This window comes from Pseudomonas sp. LBUM1662 (assembly GCF_059695915.1).
Map to the genome: position 1 here is coordinate 4,988,030 of NZ_CP166793.1, position 17,409 is coordinate 5,005,438.

17 protein-coding genes are annotated in these 17,409 nt (G+C 60.9%); 2 read left to right on the forward strand and 15 right to left on the reverse strand.

The features are described from left to right. Window positions 1-13: 13 nt before the first annotated feature. The 4 genes from fabD to ACA049_RS22535 form a co-directional block, all read right to left on the reverse strand. Window positions 14-952 (reverse strand): ACP S-malonyltransferase, encoded by a 939-nt coding sequence (gene fabD, locus ACA049_RS22520; RefSeq protein ID WP_497329957.1) that lies wholly within the window; start codon window positions 950-952, stop codon window positions 14-16. A gap of 126 nt (window positions 953-1,078) precedes the next feature. Further along, window positions 1,079-2,089 carry a phosphate acyltransferase PlsX gene (gene plsX / locus ACA049_RS22525; RefSeq protein WP_497329959.1) on the reverse strand — a complete coding sequence of 337 codons (1,011 nt, stop codon included), beginning with the start codon at window positions 2,087-2,089 and terminating at the stop codon, window positions 1,079-1,081. A 4-nt stretch (window positions 2,090-2,093) separates the two neighbouring features. Then, window positions 2,094-2,276 carry a 50S ribosomal protein L32 gene (rpmF, locus tag ACA049_RS22530; protein WP_008152339.1) on the reverse strand — a complete coding sequence of 61 codons (183 nt, stop codon included), beginning with the start codon at window positions 2,274-2,276 and terminating at the stop codon, window positions 2,094-2,096. Between the two features lie 13 nt (window positions 2,277-2,289). Then, complete coding sequence (locus ACA049_RS22535; protein ID WP_004371317.1) at window positions 2,290-2,817, reverse strand: YceD family protein; 528 nt, start codon at window positions 2,815-2,817, stop codon at window positions 2,290-2,292. Window positions 2,818-2,923: 106 nt separating this feature from the next. Here ACA049_RS22535 and ACA049_RS22540 point away from each other — a divergent pair, with 106 nt between their 5' ends. Continuing rightward, the gene (locus ACA049_RS22540; RefSeq protein ID WP_497329961.1) at window positions 2,924-3,502 is read left to right on the forward strand and encodes a Maf family protein; all 579 of its coding nucleotides are present in this window, start codon (window positions 2,924-2,926) and stop codon (window positions 3,500-3,502) included. 118 nt (window positions 3,503-3,620) lie between these two features. Here the strand turns inward: ACA049_RS22540 and ACA049_RS22545 are convergent, their stop codons facing one another. The 3 genes from ACA049_RS22545 to rluC are packed head-to-tail and all read right to left on the reverse strand — an operon-like array spanning window position 3,621 to window position 6,246. After that, on the reverse strand, window positions 3,621-4,610 hold the full coding sequence (locus tag ACA049_RS22545; protein WP_497329963.1) for a S49 family peptidase: 990 nt from the start codon (window positions 4,608-4,610) through the stop codon (window positions 3,621-3,623). 24 nt (window positions 4,611-4,634) lie between these two features. After that, window positions 4,635-5,297 (reverse strand): HAD-IA family hydrolase, encoded by a 663-nt coding sequence (locus ACA049_RS22550; protein WP_497329965.1) that lies wholly within the window; start codon window positions 5,295-5,297, stop codon window positions 4,635-4,637. Further along, the gene (gene rluC, locus ACA049_RS22555; protein ID WP_497329967.1) at window positions 5,284-6,246 is read right to left on the reverse strand and encodes a 23S rRNA pseudouridine(955/2504/2580) synthase RluC; all 963 of its coding nucleotides are present in this window, start codon (window positions 6,244-6,246) and stop codon (window positions 5,284-5,286) included. Before rluC ends, ACA049_RS22550 begins: the two co-directional genes overlap by 14 nt. A 700-nt stretch (window positions 6,247-6,946) precedes the next feature. Between rluC and rne the strand changes: the two genes are divergently transcribed. After that, a complete protein-coding gene (gene rne / locus ACA049_RS22560; RefSeq protein ID WP_497329969.1) occupies window positions 6,947-10,168 on the forward strand; it encodes a ribonuclease E in 3,222 nt (1,073 codons plus the stop codon). Window positions 10,169-10,359: 191 nt separating this feature from the next. On the opposite strand, the gene ACA049_RS22565 is transcribed toward rne, so the two are convergent. The 8 genes from ACA049_RS22565 to ACA049_RS22600 form a co-directional block, all read right to left on the reverse strand. Continuing rightward, complete coding sequence (locus ACA049_RS22565) at window positions 10,360-10,950, reverse strand: nucleotidyltransferase family protein (RefSeq protein WP_497329971.1); 591 nt, start codon at window positions 10,948-10,950, stop codon at window positions 10,360-10,362. Continuing rightward, window positions 10,947-11,930: an XdhC family protein gene (locus tag ACA049_RS22570; RefSeq protein ID WP_497329973.1), complete on the reverse strand. Its 984-nt coding sequence runs from the start codon at window positions 11,928-11,930 to the stop codon at window positions 10,947-10,949. The genes ACA049_RS22565 and ACA049_RS22570 overlap by 4 nt, the downstream gene beginning before the upstream one ends. Beyond that, window positions 11,930-14,251, reverse strand: a complete 2,322-nt coding sequence (locus tag ACA049_RS22575) for a xanthine dehydrogenase family protein molybdopterin-binding subunit (protein ID WP_497329975.1) — start codon at window positions 14,249-14,251, stop codon at window positions 11,930-11,932. Before ACA049_RS22575 ends, ACA049_RS22570 begins: the two co-directional genes overlap by 1 nt. After that, window positions 14,248-14,718, reverse strand: coding sequence for a (2Fe-2S)-binding protein (locus tag ACA049_RS22580; RefSeq protein ID WP_497304565.1), 471 nt, complete (start codon window positions 14,716-14,718; stop codon window positions 14,248-14,250). The genes ACA049_RS22575 and ACA049_RS22580 overlap by 4 nt, the downstream gene beginning before the upstream one ends. Window positions 14,719-14,964: 246 nt before the next feature. Further along, complete coding sequence (gene murB / locus ACA049_RS22585) at window positions 14,965-15,984, reverse strand: UDP-N-acetylmuramate dehydrogenase (RefSeq protein WP_497329977.1); 1,020 nt, start codon at window positions 15,982-15,984, stop codon at window positions 14,965-14,967. Further along, entirely contained in the window at window positions 15,981-16,445 is a 465-nt protein-coding gene (locus ACA049_RS22590; protein ID WP_497329979.1) for a low molecular weight protein-tyrosine-phosphatase, read from the reverse strand. The genes murB and ACA049_RS22590 overlap by 4 nt, the downstream gene beginning before the upstream one ends. Further along, complete coding sequence (gene kdsB, locus ACA049_RS22595) at window positions 16,445-17,209, reverse strand: 3-deoxy-manno-octulosonate cytidylyltransferase (protein ID WP_497329981.1); 765 nt, start codon at window positions 17,207-17,209, stop codon at window positions 16,445-16,447. The genes ACA049_RS22590 and kdsB overlap by 1 nt, the downstream gene beginning before the upstream one ends. Continuing rightward, window positions 17,206-17,391 (reverse strand): Trm112 family protein, encoded by a 186-nt coding sequence (locus tag ACA049_RS22600; protein ID WP_010461887.1) that lies wholly within the window; start codon window positions 17,389-17,391, stop codon window positions 17,206-17,208. Before ACA049_RS22600 ends, kdsB begins: the two co-directional genes overlap by 4 nt. Window positions 17,392-17,409: the final 18 nt, after the last annotated feature.

Here is a 17,409-nt window from a genome sequence, read left to right on the forward strand (position 1 = left end):
AGTTTCTCCTGATTCAGGCCAGCGCTGCACGAGCGGCAGCGAAAGCGTCTGGGGTATTGAGGTTGGATGTCGACACGCCTTCGGCGCAACGCTTGTTCAGGCCGGCCAGCACTTTGCCAGGACCGCATTCGACCAGTTGGGTCGCGCCCTTGGCGGCCAGCGCCTGGACCGATTCGACCCAGCGCACAGGCTTGTAGAGTTGCTCAAGCAGATCGCGCTTGAGGGTTTCCAGATCGGCCGGCACGGTAGCGCTGACGTTCTGAACAACAGGGATCTGCGGCGCTTGCCAGTCGATCGCGGCGATCGACTCGGCGAAACGCTCGGCCGCCGGGCGCATCAGCTCGCAGTGGGACGGTACGCTGACCGGCAACGGCATGGCGCGCTTGGCACCACGGGCCTTGCAGCCTTCGATGGCGCGCTCGACCGCAGCCTTGGCACCGGCAATAACCACTTGGCCCGGGGAGTTGAAGTTGACCGCACTGACCACTTCGCCTTGCGCCGCTTCGGCACAGGCTGCCAGCACATCAGCATCGTCCAGACCGAGAATTGCGGCCATGCCGCCCTGCCCGGCCGGAACGGCTTCCTGCATCAACTGACCGCGGCGCTCAACCAGCTTGACCGCATCGCCCAGGCTCAGGCTGCCAGCAGCGACCAGCGCGCTGTACTCACCCAGGCTGTGACCGGCAACGTAAGCCGGACGCGCGCCACCTTCAGCCAGCCACAGACGCCACAAGGCGATCGAGGCGGTCAGAATGGCCGGTTGGGTTTTATCGGTTTGATTGAGTTGCTCTTCCGGCCCTTGCTGGGTCAGCGCCCACAGGTCGTAACCCAGGGCAGCGGAAGCTTCTTTGAATGTTTCGAGGACAACCGGATGTTGCGCGCCCAACTCGGCCAGCATGCCGAGGGACTGCGAACCCTGTCCTGGAAAGACGAATGCGAGGGAAGCAGACATGTAACAAGCCCCTAATGATCTTGTCGTCGGAGAATTTGACGTCCCGCTTGGGGGACGCAAGAAACTGACAGTTGGATGGCCAATTGAACTGAGCGGTCACATTTAAGCATTGTCCGACGAAAACGCCTAAAGCAACAAATCCTCCAGACGACCGTGAATGCGTTCCGGCAGGTTTTCCTGGATCTCGATCAGGGCACGTTGTATCGCACTCTGGAAACCCTGAACGCCGGCAGAACCATGGCTTTTCACGACAATCCCCTGCAAACCCAGGAAGCTTGCGCCGTTATGCCGCGCAGGCGCCAGATCGGCTTGAAGACGCTTCATCAGCGGCAGCGCGAGTGCGCCAACCATTTTCGAGGCTAGGTTTTTCTTGAACAACGCTTCAATGCGCCCGGCAATCATGGTCGCCAGGCCTTCGCTGGACTTGAGCAGGATATTGCCGACAAAGCCGTCACACACCACCACGTCCGCCTCGCCCCGGTACAAGCCATCACCCTCGACAAAGCCGATGTAGTTGATGCCGCGAGCGCTTTGCAACAAGGTCGCCGCCAGCTTGACCTGCTGATTGCCCTTGATGTCTTCGGTGCCGATGTTCAGCAAAGCCACCCGAGGACGGACGATGCCAAGGGTTTCTGCCGCCACCGAACCCATCACCGCGAACTGCAACAAGTGTTCGGCACTGCAATCAACGTTGGCGCCAAGGTCGAGCAACTGGCAATAACCCTTCTGCGTCGGAATCGCCGCCACCATTGCCGGCCGATCAATGCCGGGCAAGGTCTTGAGCACAAACCGCGACAACGCCATCAGCGCGCCGGTATTGCCGGCACTGACACACGCCTGGACCTTGCCGTCTCGCAACAGCTCGAGCGCCACGCGCATCGACGAATCAGGTTTGCCGCGCAAGGCCTGGGCAGGCTTTTCGTCCATGGTGATGACTTCGGACGCCGGAGCAATCGACAGGCGCGAGCGATCCACAGCCGATTGGCCAGAGAGCAGTTCTTCAAGTAGGGAGGGGTGACCGACGAGGGTCAGGTGCAGCGAGGGTGTAGCAGACAGACAAGCAAGGCTGGCCTGAACAATGCTGCGGGGACCGAAGTCCCCGCCCATTGCGTCAATCGCGATGACTTGAGCAGACAAGTGATTACTCGTCAGCGCCCTTGTCGATCACTTTACGGCCACGGTATACGCCTTCTGGCGATACGTGGTGACGCAGGTGAATTTCACCGGTGGTTTTTTCTACAGACAGAGTGCTTGCCGTCAGGGCGTCGTGCGAACGACGCATGTCACGGGCAGAGCGGGATTTTTTGTTCTGCTGAACAGCCATAATTGATTAACTCCTAAACGTTTGGGTCACGCTTTAACTGCGCCAATACACTGAACGGGTTGGACCGCGTTACCTCGTCCTCGCTCGGTTCGGGCTCATCGAGACCCGCCGGCTGCTGGCATTCTTCCGGATGATGAGCAGGCACAATGGGCAAGGCGAGCAGAAGCTCCTCCTCGATCAGTGACTGCAGATCCAATGGATCTTCGCCCAGTTCCAGCACGTCATAACCTTTCGGCAACGACTGGGTATTCGCACCCTCCTTCACCACAGCATAACTGCATTCGCTATGGATCGGCAGGGTGACCAGCTCAAGACAACGCTGGCAAACCATTTTGACTTCGGTGTCGATAAAGCTGTGGATTACCACAGACTTACGTTCATCTCGTTCAAAAACGAATTTAGCCTGCACCGTACCGACAGTATCGGAAAGCGGGTCGCAGAGTCTCTCCAAATCGGCCAGCAGCAGTTCACCTTGAAGGGTGGTGCCACGGTCAGCCAATTTGCGCGGGTCAACGTGAGGTGGAATCGGGTCATTCAACATAGGCGCAGCATTATAGGGATGCACCCAGCCATGTCAAAGGAAATTCAGCCCTGTCCGTCACTTGCAAGCCTCCGCTAGAATTCGCGCCTGTCTTCTGGAGATGCGCATGCTGCCTTTATTACTCGCTTCAAGCTCGGTTTATCGCCGGGAATTGCTGGCCCGCTTGCAGCTGCCATTCACGTGCAGCTCGCCGGATATCGACGAAAGCCATCGTCCGGACGAGTCTGCCATTGATCTGGTAAAGCGCCTCGCCACAGAAAAAGCCCGGGCACTTGCCGGCACCCACCCCGCTCATCTGATCATTGGCTCCGATCAGGTCGCGGTCCTCGGTGAGCGGATTATCGGCAAACCCCACACCTTCGAAAAGGCCCGCGAACAACTGCTGGCGTCGAGCGGTGCCAGCGTGACCTTCCTGACAGGCCTGGCGCTGCTCAACAGCCAGACCGGCGACTGCCAAGTCGACTGCGTGCCCTTCACCGTACACATGCGCACCCTCGACCCGGCACGCATCGAACGCTACCTGCGCGCCGAAACGCCGTACGACTGCGCTGGCAGCTTCAAGGCTGAAGGTTTGGGGGTGAGCCTGTTTCAGAGCACCGAAGGCCCTGACGCCACCAGCCTGATCGGCCTGCCGCTGATTCGCCTGATTGACATGCTGCTGGTCGAGGGGGTGCAAATCCCATAAAGATCAAAAGATCGCAGCCTCGTTGCACTCGACAGCTCCTACAGGAATACGCGTTCCAATGCAGGAGCTGTCGAGTGCAACGAGGCTGCGATCTTTTGACTTGAAAAAAACCGGAGAATCAGCGCAACGACGGACCGTGAAAGCCCATCCACATCGCCAACTGCTCAGCCACGCTGGCACCGAGCTTTTTCGAGAAGCGATCGAACGGCGATTCCTGAACGGTGAAGTCCACCAGCTCTTTCTCGCCAATTACATCACGCGCCACCGAACTGGCATTCCCCAGGCCATCGATCAGCCCCAGAGGCAACGCCTGCTCGCCGTTCCAGACCAATCCAGAGAACAGCTCCGGATGCTCCTTGTCCTTGAGACGGTCACCACGACCCTTCTTCACGCTATTGATGAACTGCTGGTGCGTGGTATCCAGAACGCCCTGCCAGAACTGAGTTTCCTCAGGTTTTTGCGGCTGGAACGGATCGAGGAACGATTTGTGCTCGCCCGACGTGTAGGTGCGACGCTCGACGCCGAGCTTCTCCATGGTGCCGACAAAGCCATAACCGGCCGCCGTCACACCAATGGAGCCGACCAGACTCGCCTTGTCGGCGTAGATCTGATCCGCCGCGCTGGCGATGTAGTAAGCACCGGAAGCCCCCAGGTCGGAGATCACCGCGTACACCTTGGTATCCGGGTGCAAGCCGCGCAGACGCACGATCTCGTCATACACATAACCCGACTGCACCGGACTGCCGCCCGGGCTATTGATGCGCAGGATCACGCCCTTGACCTTCTCGTCCTCGAAGGCCGCACGCAGGCTGCCGACGATGTTGTCAGCGCTGGCCGGCTCCTTGTCGGCGATCATGCCGGTCACGTCGATCAACGCCGTGTAGTGGGAACCGCGGGTTGCGCTTTTTTCCATGTCCATCAGCGGCGTAAACAGCACCAGCGCGCCGAACAGGTACACAAAGGTCAGCAGCTTGAAGAAAATTCCCCAGCGACGAGACCGGCGTTGCTCCTGGACACTGGCCAGCAGGGTCTTTTCCAGCAGCTTCCAGCTTTTTTCGTCACCGCTCTCTGCGCTCGACTTGGCGGGCGCTTTCCATTCGTCGGTCATGACATCTACCCCAGCAAAAAACTGTTAAGCCCGCTGACCCAGCCAGGCATGCAATTCTGAAAAACGATCAATGGACAGTCGCGGCTCGAACAGCTTCAGCGCATCGATCGATTGCGCGCCATAACTGACCGCCACCGAATCCATGCCGGCGTTACGCGCCATCAGCAGATCGAAGGATGAATCGCCGACCATCAGCGCCTGCTCCGGACGAACCTCGCAATGGGCGAGAATCTGCTCAAGCATCAGCGGATGGGGCTTGCTGGCGGTTTCATCGGCGGCACGGGTGATATCGAAATAATCTTCCCAGCCGTGAGCCTTCAGCACCCGATCCAGCCCGCGACGAGCCTTGCCCGTGGCCACAGCCAGATGATAACCCTCGGCGCGAAACGCCTCCATCGACTCGACGACGCCTTCGAACAGCGGCGAAGGCACGGCTTCGGCGGCGATGTAGTGATCCGCGTAATGCTCACGAAACGCCACCAACTGCGCATCGCCAATGTCCGGGTACAACGTGCGGATGGCCTCAGGCAAACCCAGACCGATAATGCCTTTGACCGCAAAATCGTCACGCAACTGAAACCCGGACCGTTCGGACGCGACATGCATCGCCTCGACAATCCGACCAATGGAATCAGCGAGCGTGCCGTCCCAATCGAAAATCAGCAGTTTGTAATCAGAGGGGTGCACTCAGGCGCTCCACGGTCTTGGCCCACATCTCGTCCACTGGCGCCTGCAGCTTCAACTCACCACCATCGGGCAACGGCACCGTCAGCATGTAGGCGTGCAGGAACAGGCGCTTGCCGCCCAGATCACGAATTTCCTTGCTGAAACCCTCATCGCCATACTTGGTGTCGCCAGCGATGCAGTGTCCGGCGTGCAAGGTGTGAACCCGAATCTGGTGAGTGCGGCCGGTGATCGGCCTGGCTTCGACCATCGTGGCAAAGTCACCAAAACGGCGCAGGACCTTGAACACGGTCACAGACTCCTTGCCCTCCTCCTCGTCGACCTCGACCATGCGCTCGCCGGAACGCAGATTGCTCTTGCCGAGCGATGCACGAACCTGCTTGATCGAGGCCGCCCAGTTGCCGCGAACCAGCGCCATGTAGCGCTTGTCGACGCCATCGCCGCGCAATGCCGTGTGCAAGTGACGCAGCATGCTGCGCTTCTTGGCGATCATCAGCAGGCCGGAGGTGTCACGGTCGAGACGGTGAACCAGTTCGAGCTCCTTGCAATCGGGACGCAACTGACGGAAAGCCTCGATCACCCCGTAAGTCAGGCCGCTGCCACCGTGAACCGCGATGCCGCAAGGCTTGTTGATCACGATCAGCGCCTTGTCTTCGAACACAATCGAGGCTTCGAGGCGTTGCAGCAGGCCTTGGGCCAGCGGCACAGGTTCGTCGCGCTCAGGCACGCGAACGGGCGGCACGCGCACGATATCGCCCGCCTGCAGCTTGTATTCGGGCTTGATCCGACCTTTGTTCACCCGCACTTCGCCCTTGCGCAAAATGCGGTAAATCAAGGTCTTGGGCACGCCTTTGAGCCGAGCGAGAAGGAAGTTATCAATACGTTGGCCGGCATATTCCGGCGAGACCTCCAGCAGTTGTACGGCTGGGGTCGAAGGGGCAGTAGTCGTCATGCCGCGGATGATAACAATTTTTTATGGAATTGAAGCACTTAATCATTGCTGCTATAGTCGCGAACGCCGCCAAAAGCGGCCTGGACAGCGGACTAACGGTCAAAAACCGGCCCTGACCAACGCAATTCACCAGGACGCGAGGCCGTCCTACGGGGCTTTCGCTACGTAACGGTGGAGTTTGCAGCTGTAACGAGCGCAGGTGACATGAGGCCTGAATCAAGCCGCAAAGCAGAGTTTTCACTCGCCTTGCGAGCCAATATTCACGGCCAGTTCACAAAGTGCAGTCAGCTACGGACGACCCCGAGCGAACGCTTCGGAAACAACGCCTAAATTAGCCATGATGCGTGACCTCCCCCTTCGGAGCTCACGGTAAATGCCAACCCGCTGCGGATTCTGCGCGCGGCAGCACCCGAATTATCAGGGATACGTGTAGGGTGGAGATGCACAACCGCTGGACTGTGTAGCACTAGGCTTTATCAAGACGCTTCATCTCGTCCACAGCCGCTGGTTGATTCCTCCTCCTGACTGAGTGCTTAAGTAGCCACAGCAAGCAGGACGCGTACGTCGCGATAACGGCCCAATTGGCCGGACATCGCTGGACACGGGAATGGCCAACCACTCCCGACGCACCTGACACCGACCGTGAGAAGTCGTGTGTGCCGAACGCCGTTTCCGGCAGCCCGGAAACCGACGGTACTACATGAAAAGAATGCTGATTAACGCAACTCAACCCGAAGAGTTGCGTGTTGCACTGGTAGATGGCCAACGCCTCTACGACCTGGACATCGAATCCGGTGCACGCGAGCAGAAGAAGGCCAACATCTATAAAGGCCGGATTACTCGCATCGAACCAAGCCTTGAGGCTGCCTTTGTCGATTTCGGCTCTGAGCGCCACGGCTTCCTGCCCCTCAAAGAAATCTCCCGCGAATACTTCAAGAAAGCCCCTGAAGGCCGCGTCAACATCAAGGACGTCCTGAGCGAAGGCCAGGAAGTCATCGTTCAGGTCGAAAAAGAAGAACGTGGCAACAAGGGCGCAGCCCTGACCACCTTCATCAGCCTGGCCGGTCGTTACCTGGTGCTGATGCCGAACAACCCGCGTGCCGGCGGTATCTCCCGTCGCATCGAAGGTGAAGAGCGCAACGAACTGCGTGAAGCCCTGAACGGCCTGGTTGCCCCGGCTGACATGGGTCTGATCGTGCGCACTGCCGGCCTGGGCCGCAGCAGCGAAGAAATGCAGTGGGACCTCGATTACCTGCTGCAACTCTGGACCGCCATCAAAGAAGCCTCGCTGGATCGCTCCGCGCCATTCCTGATCTACCAGGAAAGCAACGTGATCATCCGCGCCATCCGCGATTACCTGCGCCAGGACATCGGCGAAGTGCTGATCGACAGCGTTGAAGCCCAGGACGAAGCCCTGACCTTCATCCGCCAGGTGATGCCGCAGTACGCCAGCAAGATCAAGCTGTACGAAGACAGCGTTCCGCTGTTCAACCGTTTCCAGATCGAAAGCCAGATCGAGACCGCCTTCCAGCGCGTCGTCGAGCTGCCTTCCGGCGGTTCCATCGTTATCGATCCGACCGAAGCCCTGGTGTCCATCGACATCAACTCGGCGCGCGCCACCAAAGGCAGCGACATCGAAGAAACCGCCCTGCAGACCAACCTTGAAGCCGCCGAAGAAATCGCCCGTCAGTTGCGCTTGCGCGACATCGGCGGCCTGATCGTCATCGACTTCATCGACATGACCCCTGCCAAGAACCAGCGCGCCGTGGAAGAGAAAGTCCGCGAATGCCTGGAAGCCGACCGCGCTCGCGTGCAAGTCGGTCGCATCTCGCGCTTCGGCCTGCTGGAAATGTCCCGTCAGCGCCTGCGTCCATCGCTGGGCGAAAGCAGCGGCATCGTTTGCCCGCGTTGCAACGGCACCGGCATCATCCGTGACGTTGAATCGCTGTCCCTGGCGATCCTGCGCCTGATCGAAGAAGAAGCCCTGAAAGACCGCACCGCCGAAGTTCGTGCACAAGTGCCTATTCCGGTCGCCGCCTTCCTGCTCAACGAAAAACGCAACTCGATCACCAAGATCGAACTGCGCACCCGTGCCCGCATCGTCATTCTGCCGAACGATCACCTCGAAACGCCGCACTTCGAAGTTCAGCGTCTGCGCGATGACAGCCCGGAAGCTGCGGTCGGCCAGTCCAGCTACGAAATCGCTGCTGCCGCTGCCGAAGTCGAAGAAGTCCAGCCAGCCGCTGCGACCCGCACCCTGGTTCGCCAGGAAGCCGCGGTCAAGACTGCTCCGGCCCGCGCCAACGCTCCGGTTCCGACCGAAGTCGTCGCCGCTCCGGTGGCCGCGCCAGCCGTCGCGCCTGAGCCAAGCCTGTTCAAAGGCCTGGTGAAATCGCTGGTCAGCCTGTTCGCTACAAAAGAAGAGCCTGCTGCTCCGGTTGTGGTTGAAAAACCAGCGACCACCGAGCGCCCGGCCCGCAACGAAGAGCGTCGCAACGGTCGTCAGCAGAGCCGCAACCGTAACGGTCGCCGCGATGAAGAGCGCAAGCCTCGTGAGGAACGTGCACCGCGTGAAGAGCGCGCACCACGTGAGCTACGCGAAGAGCGTCAACCACGCGAAGCCCGCGAAGAAACGCCAGCAGTAGCCCGCGAAGAACGTGCGCCACGTGAAGAGCGCGCACCACGCGCCCCTCGCGAAGAACGTGCACCGCGCGCACCTCGTGAAGATCGCAAGCCACGTGGCGAGCGTGAAGAACGCGTGCGTGAACTGCGCGAACCTTTGGACGCCGCTGCTCCGGCCGTTGCTGCGACCGCTGAAGAGCGTCCGGCTCGCCAGCCACGTGAAGAACGTGCTCCGCGTCCACCGCGTGAAGAACGTCAGCCACGTACCGAGCAAGCCGCTGTTGCCGTTGCCGAAGAAGAACTGGTAACCAACGAAGAGCAACTGCAGGAAGACGGTCAGGAAGGCGCCGAAGGCGATCGTCCACGCCGCCGCTCCCGTGGTCAGCGTCGTCGCAGCAACCGTCGCGAGCGTCAACGCGATGCCAACGGCAACGTGATCGAAGGTTCGGAAGATTCCGAATCAGCCGAAGGCAGCGAAGCGGGCGACAGCAACGAAGCGCCAAGCACCTCTGATCTGGCCGCCGGCCTGGCTGTTACCGCAGCCGTTGCCAGCACCGTGATCAGCGCCCCTGCTGAAGCACAAGCCAACGAGCAAGCCGAACGCGCAACAGCCGCCACCCTGGAATCAGCTCCGGTTGAAGCGCCAGTGGTAGAAGCAACAACTCCGGTCGAAGCCACTGCTGCTCCGGAAATCGAAGTGGCACCGGTTCGTGAAGCTGAGCCGGTTGTTGAAACCGCTCCAGTGGCCGAGCCAGTGTTTGCTGCCGAGCCAGCGGTCGAAACGTCCAGCGAAACCGTGACCGAAGCTGTCCGCGAAGTTCGTGAAGAACAAACCGCGTTCAACTGGGTGGCCGAGCCGGTGGCTGTTGAAGCACCTGCACCGGTTGCTGAAGTCCAGGTGGCTGAAGCCGTGGTCTCCGAGCCAGTGGTTGTGGCTGCCGAGCCTGCTCCAGTTGTTGAAGCGCCGGCTCCGGTTGTTGCCGAAGTGCCTGCACCGGTCGTTGAAGCGGCGCCTGTCAGCGCCCTGACCGAAAATGGCCGTGCGCCGAACGACCCGCGTGAAGTGCGTCGTCGCAAGCGTGAAGCCGAGCGTCTGCAGAAGGAAGCCGAACTGGCTGCCGCTGCTGCTCCGGTTGAAGCGCCTGTCGCTGCCGAGCCTGCACCGGTTGTGGCTGAAGTGGTCGAAGCGGCACCTGTTGCCGAATCGGTCATCGAAGAAGCACCACGCTCCGTACAGGAAGCGGTAGAGCAACACGAACAAGCCCTGGAAAAAGAACACGAGCCTAAACCCCTCGTCTGATTCCATCGGCCATTAAAAAGCCCCGCCTGGTGATCCAGGCGGGGCTTTTTAATGTTCGTTGTCTCGAACATCACCGCGATCCAATGTGGGAGCGGGCTTGCTCGCGAAGAGGCCGTCACGCTCAACATTAATGTCGACTGACACTCCGCTTTCGCGAGCAAGCCCGCTCCCACAGGGGATTTGTGTCGAGGCTACTGGAAGACCAATTTCTCTGGCACATCCACATCCCACAACACCCCGGCATCATCCACCGCCACTTCAACCACCCGGCCCTGCGCAAACAACGGCTTCGCGCCATGATCCCCCGATAACGCCATCAACCCCGGGCCAAAACTGCGACCGAATCCTACCGGATGCCCGTACTCGCCCGCATGCACCGGCACGCTGACGCAATCCTCAGCAATCCCCGCCACCACCCGCTCGACACTCGACGGCAAGATAAATGGCATATCCCCCAGCACAATCAACCAGCCACTGAGCTGCGGACACGCCGCGACGCCAGCCGCGATGCTGTCGCCCATCCCGGTCGACTCGATCAGCACAATCTCGAAGCCATACGCCTGCGCCATGCGAATCACTTGCGGGCGATCTTCGGTGGTCACCAGCACGCGTTTCCCAAGGCTGGCCGGCACATTTACCAGCACCTGTTCGATCACCGAACGAACAGCGCCGTCGCGACCGGTACAGTCCGCCAGCAATTTGTCCTTGTCGTTCCCCGCCACCTGCCTGAAACGACTGCCCTGCCCCGCCGCCAGCACGATGACGCCGATGGACTCGCTCATACCACCTCCTGCAACGGCTTCTTCTGCTTGAGTTCGACGCCGTTCTTGATCGCCACAATTTCGGCCAGCAGCGACAAGGCGATTTCCGCCGGGCTGTGGCTGCCGATGTGCAAACCGATCGGGCCGTGCAGCCGCGCGATGGCTTGTGGTGACAAGCCTAGCTGAGCCAGGTTTTCCCGACGCTTAAGGCTGTTGACCCGCGAGCCCAAGGCACCGACATAAAACGCCTTGGAATCGAGGGCCGTCAGCAACGCCATATCATCCAGCCGCGGATCGTGGGTCAAGGCGACAATCGCTGTGCGTTCGTCGGTCTGGATGTTCAACACTGCCTCATCTGGCATGCCCGAGACGAAACGCCCGTGTTGTTCTTCCCAACCGTAGACAAACTCGCTGCGCGGATCGCAGATCAGCACTTCGAAATCCAACAGCCGTGCCATCTCGGCGACATACCGGGACAACTGCCCCGCACCGATCAGCAATAGCCGCCAACGCGGACCGTAGATGGCACGCAGCGTATTGCCGTCAAAGCTCAATACATCGCTTTTGTTCGCGGCCTGCAAAACCACTTCACCGGTCGCGATATCCAGCGAGCGAGCGACGATTTCATGGGCCTCGCAGCGTGCCAGCAACTCGGCGACCCAACCTGGATCGCCGACCCGTTCCTCGGTCAGGCGCAATGTGCCGCCGCACGGCAAACCAAACCGTGCGGCCTCCTCGCGGGTGACGCCGTAGGTGATCAATTGCACGGGCGGCCCGTCAGGCGGAATCCGCCCATCGTGCAACCGGGCGATCAAATCATCCTCGACACACCCGCCGGACACCGAGCCGATCACCACGCCATCTTCTCGCAACGCCAGCATCGCGCCAGGCGCCCGGGGCGCAGTGCCCCAGGTCTGGACCACGCTGTACAACACCACCCGCTGACCGGCGCGGCGCCATTCCAGCACGCTGCGCAGGACGTTCAGATCTGCGCTGTCCATCAGGCCTGCGCCTTCTGCCAACCCTGCAGCTGAAAGCGGACCGGCAAACTACGAATACGCTGGCCGGTGGCGGCGAAAATGGCGTTGCACAGCGCGGGTGCAATCGGCGGTACGCCGGGCTCGCCGACACCGCCCAACGGCACAACGCCCGGTGGCGTGACCAGATGCACGGCCACTTCCTTCGGCGCCAGCGACATGCGCGCCACTTCGTACATGTGGAAGTTGTCCTGCTGCACCTTGCCGTCCTTGAAGCTGATTTCCCCGACCACCGCATTGCCAAGGCCCATGACGCAGGCGCCTTCGAACTGAGCGCGAATCCGCTCGGGGTTGATCTGCGGGCCACAATCCACGGCGATGTCGGCCTTGTGCACGATCAGCGTGCCGTCGTCTTTGACTTCGACTTCGATCACCGCCGCCACGTAGGTGACGAAGCTGTAATGCACCGCCAGGCCCAGGCCTCGGCCCTTGGGCAACTCGCGCCCCCAACCGGCGGCCTTGGCGGCAGTTTCCAGCACGGTGCGCATGCGCCCGGTGTCGATTGGATAACGCTCGGGGGATTCGCCGTAGTTCCACTCTTCACTCAAGGTGCGCGGATCGATCTGACGGTCCGGGCCGAGCAATTTGATCTGGTACTTGAGTGGATCTTGTTTGGCCTTATGCGCCAGCTCATCGACAAAGCTCTGGATCGCAAAGCCGTGGGGAATGTTCGACACCGAGCGATACCAGCCGACCCGGGTATGGATTGCCGCTTCCGGGTTTTCCAGGCGGACGTTGGGGATGGCGTACGCCATGTTGGTGAAACCCATGCCCAACTCGAACGCCGCCTCGTGGTTCATGCCCGGGGCGAACAGCGCGGTGATGCTCGGGGCCACGGTGCGGTGCAACCAGCCGGAGGGCAGGCCATCCTTGTCCAGGCTGGCCTTCAGGTATTCGGCCGATACGGTGTGGAAGTAGGAACAGTGGATGTCGTCTTCACGGGTCCATTGCACCCGTACAGCCTTGCCAGGGAATTCCTTGGCGAGGATCGCCGCTTCGATGATGAAGTCCGGCTTGGACTTGCGACCGAAACCGCCGCCCAGCAAGGTGACATTGAAGGTGACGTTATCGAACGGAATGCCGAGACGCTCGCCAATCCGTTCGCGGGTGACCTGCGGTGCCTGGCTCGGGGCCCAGGCTTCGCACACACCGTCCTTGAAGCGGGCGATGGCGACCATCGGTTCCATGGGCGCCTGCGCCAGGTGCGGCAGGTAATACGAGGCTTCGAGGGTGCTGTTGGCGCCTTTCATGGCGTCGTCGATATTGCCGGTATTGCGCACCACTTTGCCGGGTTTGAGGGACGCGGCCTCCAGCTCTTTGCGATAAGCGATCGAGTCATAGCTGGCATTGGGGCCGTCATCCCACTCGATTTTCAACGCTTCGCGGCCCTTGATTGCGGCCCAGGTGTTGCTGGCCACCACGGCCACGCCACCTAATGGCTGGAACTCGGACGGCAGCGGACGGCCTTCGATCTGGATCACTTTGATCACGCCCGGGACTTTCAGCGCAGCGCTGGAATCGACGGATTTGACCGTACCGCCATAGACCGCCGGACGCGCAATCACGGCGTAGAGCATGCCGTCGAAATGCACGTCGGCACCGTAAATGGCGCGGCCATTGACGATGTCGGCACCGTCGATCGCCTTGGTCCCTTCCTTGCCGATGTAGCGGAATTCCGACGGCTGCTTGAGCCGCAGGCTGTCACGGGCCGGCACTGCCAGCGCACCCGCAGCGGCGGCCAGGGCGCCATAGCCCAGTTCGCGACCGGTCGGCTTGTGCACCACTTTATGCAGTTGCGCATGGCATTCGCTGACCGGCACTTTCCACTGTTCGGCCGCTGCTTGTTCAAGCATGGTCCGCGCGGCCGCGCCGCAGCGACGCATCGGCTCGTACCAGTGACGCATGCTGCGCGAACCGTCGGTGTCCTGGTTGCCGAAGCGAATTTCGTCGCCCGGCGCCTGCTGCACTTTCATCATCGCCCAGTCGGCGTCCAGCTCATCGGCCACCACCATGGTCAAGCTGGTGCGTACACCCTGGCCCATTTCCGAACGGTTGCAGACCACGGTCACCATGCCGTCTGCGGCGATGCTGATGTAAACCTTGGGATCATCGATCCAGCCATTGGGCATGCCGTCGGCGCCGAACTTTTTCTCTTTTTCTTCGGCGAAAGCATCTTGCCAGCCCCAGCTCGCCACCAGCACCAGCGCACTGGTGGCGCCGACACCTTTAAGGAAGCCGCGGCGGCTGAGGTTGCTCAACGCAAAATCATTCGGTAACTGGCTCATGCCTTGGCCTCCTTCAAGTGAGTGGATGCCTGGCGGATGGCGGTCTTGATGCGGTTGTAGGTGCCGCACCGGCAAATATTGCCGACCATCGCCTCTTCTATCTGTGCGTCGCTAGGGTTCGGATTGGTCTTGAGCAGCGCAGTCGCCGACATGATCTGCCCGCCCTGGCAGAAACCGCATTGGGCCACGGCGGTGTCCAGCCAGGCTTGCTGCACGACTTGCCCGACCGGGTCGGCGTGCAGGTTATCGATGGTGGTGACGTTCTGGCCGACCACCGCGCCGATCGGCGTGATGCAACTGCGCGCCGGAGCGCCTTCGATATGAATGGTGCAGGCACCACACAGGCCCATGCCACAGCCGAATTTGGTGCCGTTGTAACCAGCCACGTCGCGAATTGCCCAGAGCAGCGGCATATCCTCGGTGACGTCGAGTTGATGGTCTTGACCATTGAGCTTCAGGGTAATCATGGGCACGCCCGCATATTTCTGGAGGTTATGGGGTCGAGCAATCTGCCGCGTGGGGTTCGCGGTTAGCTTCACGCAGATCGGCTCAGGCTAATGAGGCTCTCTTACGCGGACGGAAACGTCTGCATCGGGCCTTTGGTGGAGCAAATGCTTGCATCGTTAGGGGGCTAAGTTAACCCAGCATTAACAAAAAAGCCCTGCACAGTTGAAGGTGTGCAGGGCTTTGAGATCAGTCATTAAAGCGTAGCTTCAATACTGATTTGGCTCCATTTCCAGGTCGACTTTGAAACGTTCCGAAATGTCTTTCTGAATGTGCTGCGCCAGGTTCAGCAATTGCAGGCCGGTGGCTGTGCCGTAGTTGACCAGCACCAGCGCCTGCAACTTATGCACGCCGGCATCGCCGTCGCGAAAGCCTTTCCAGCCCGCCCGCTCGATCAACCAGCCGGCCGCCAGTTTCATCTGCCCATCGGGTTGCGCGTAGGCCACCAGGTCCGGGTATTCGGTTTTCAGCTGTGCAACCAGCGCGGCCGGCACCAGAGGGTTCTTGAAGAAGCTGCCGGCATTGCCGAGGACGGCCGGGTCTGGGAGCTTTTCGTTGCGAATACTGCAAATCGCCTGGCTGACATCGGTGGCGGTCGGGTGATCGATGCCTTGCTCGGTCAGGCGCTGGCGAACCGGGCCGTATTCAAGATGCAGGTGTGCGGCGCGGGCCAGGGTGAAACGCACGCGCAGGATCAACCAGCGCCCTGGTTCCTGTTTGAACAGGCTGTCGCGATAGGCGAAGTTGCATTCTTCCAGAGTGAAATCCCGCAGCTCGCCGGTCTGGCGGTCCAGCGCGGTCAGGCCGGCGAACACGTCCTTGATCTCGACGCCATAGGCGCCGATGTTCTGCATCGGCGCAGCGCCCACGGTGCCGGGAATCAGGCTGAGGTTTTCCAGCCCCGACAACCCCTGCGCCAGGGTGTGCTGCACGAACGGGTGCCAAGGTTCGCCGGCTTCGGCTTCGATCACGACCTTGCTGCCGTCATCGCTCAGGATCCGAATCCCGCGGGTGGCCATGCGCAGCACCAGCGCCTGGATATCAGCCGTCAGCAGCAAGTTGCTGCCGCCACCGATCACCAGCAACGGCACGTCATGGGCCGACGCATACGCCAGGGCTTCACGCACATCGGCGTCGCTGTCGGCCTCGGCAAACAATCGGGCCTGAACGTCGACACCAAAGCTATTGAACGGCTTGAGCGAAACCCGGGTTTGAACCTGCAAACTCATAACCGTCCCTTCAATTCGATCACCAGTAGTTCGCTAGCGCGCTCGATCAGGTCTAGCACCTGCTCGAAACCTTGGTCGCCGTCGTAGTACGGGTCCGGCACTTCATCGAGTTCCGACTCGTAGCGACGCAGGAACAGGTCCAGCTCAGCCTTGCCCTTGGCCGGTTGCAGGGCCTTGAGGTTACGCAGGTTGCTGTTGTCCATCGCCAGAATCAGGTCGTAGGTGGCGAAATCGGCGCGGGACACTTGCTGGGCGCGCTGGGCGGACAGGTCGTAACCGCGCAATTTGGCGGCGGCCTGGCTGCGTTTGTCCGGCGCCTTGCCAACATGCCAGTCACCAGTGCCGGCGGAGGCGACTTCGATCTGATCAGCCAGCCCCGCTTCGCGCAATTTATGCCGCAGTACACCTTCGGCCGTCGGAGAACGACAGATGTTGCCCAGGCACACGAACAAAACGCGCATCAGGCCTCCAGCAGGCGACGAACGCGCTCGAGGTCTTCGACGGTATCGACGCCAGTAGGCGGTGCGATCAGCGCGTCGGCGACGTGAATCCGCACGCCGTGCCACAGGGCTCGCAGCTGTTCGAGGGATTCGGTGTTTTCCAGCCAGCACGGCCCCCAGCTGACGAAGTCATGCAGGAAACCGGCGCGGTAGGCATAAATGCCGATGTGGCGGCGGTACGGCACGCCTTCCGGCAATTGCTCGCGGCTTTTGGCGAACGCATCCCGGGCCCATGGCAAGGTGGCGCGACTGAAGGTCAGCGCCAGGCCATTGAGGTCGCTGACGACCTTGACCACGTTGGGGTTGAACAGGGTTTCGACGTCTTCGATCGGCTCGGCCAAAGTGGCCATGCGCGCTTCGGTGTGCGCCGCCAGATTGGCCGCGACCTGATCGATCACGCTCGGGGGAATCAGCGGTTCATCGCCCTGGACGTTGACCACGATGGCATCGGCGGCCAGACCCAGTTTCGCCGCGACTTCCGCCAGGCGATCAGTGCCTGAGTTGTGATCTTCGCGGGTCAGCACCACTTCGGCGCCGAAACCTTTGCAAGCCTCAACGATGCGAGCGTCGTCAGTGGCGACCACCACCCGTTCGGCACTGCTTTTGCTCGCCTGTTCCCAGACGTGCTGGATCATCGGCTTGCCGGCGATCAGCAGCAGCGGTTTGCCCGGCAGACGGGTGGAGGCATAACGCGATGGAATGACAACGGTAAAGGCTGTGGTCATTTATCCAGACGCTCGTCGGTGGTCAGGGTGCGGGCTTCGGTTTCGAGCATCACCGGGATGCCGTCGCGAATCGGGTAAGCCAGGCCGGCGCCCTTGCTGATCAGCTCGGTCTTGTCGGCGCTGAGCTTGAGCGGGCCTTTGGTGACCGGGCAAGCGAGGATGTCGAGCAATTTGGTGTCCATGAGCATTCCCTGGATTAG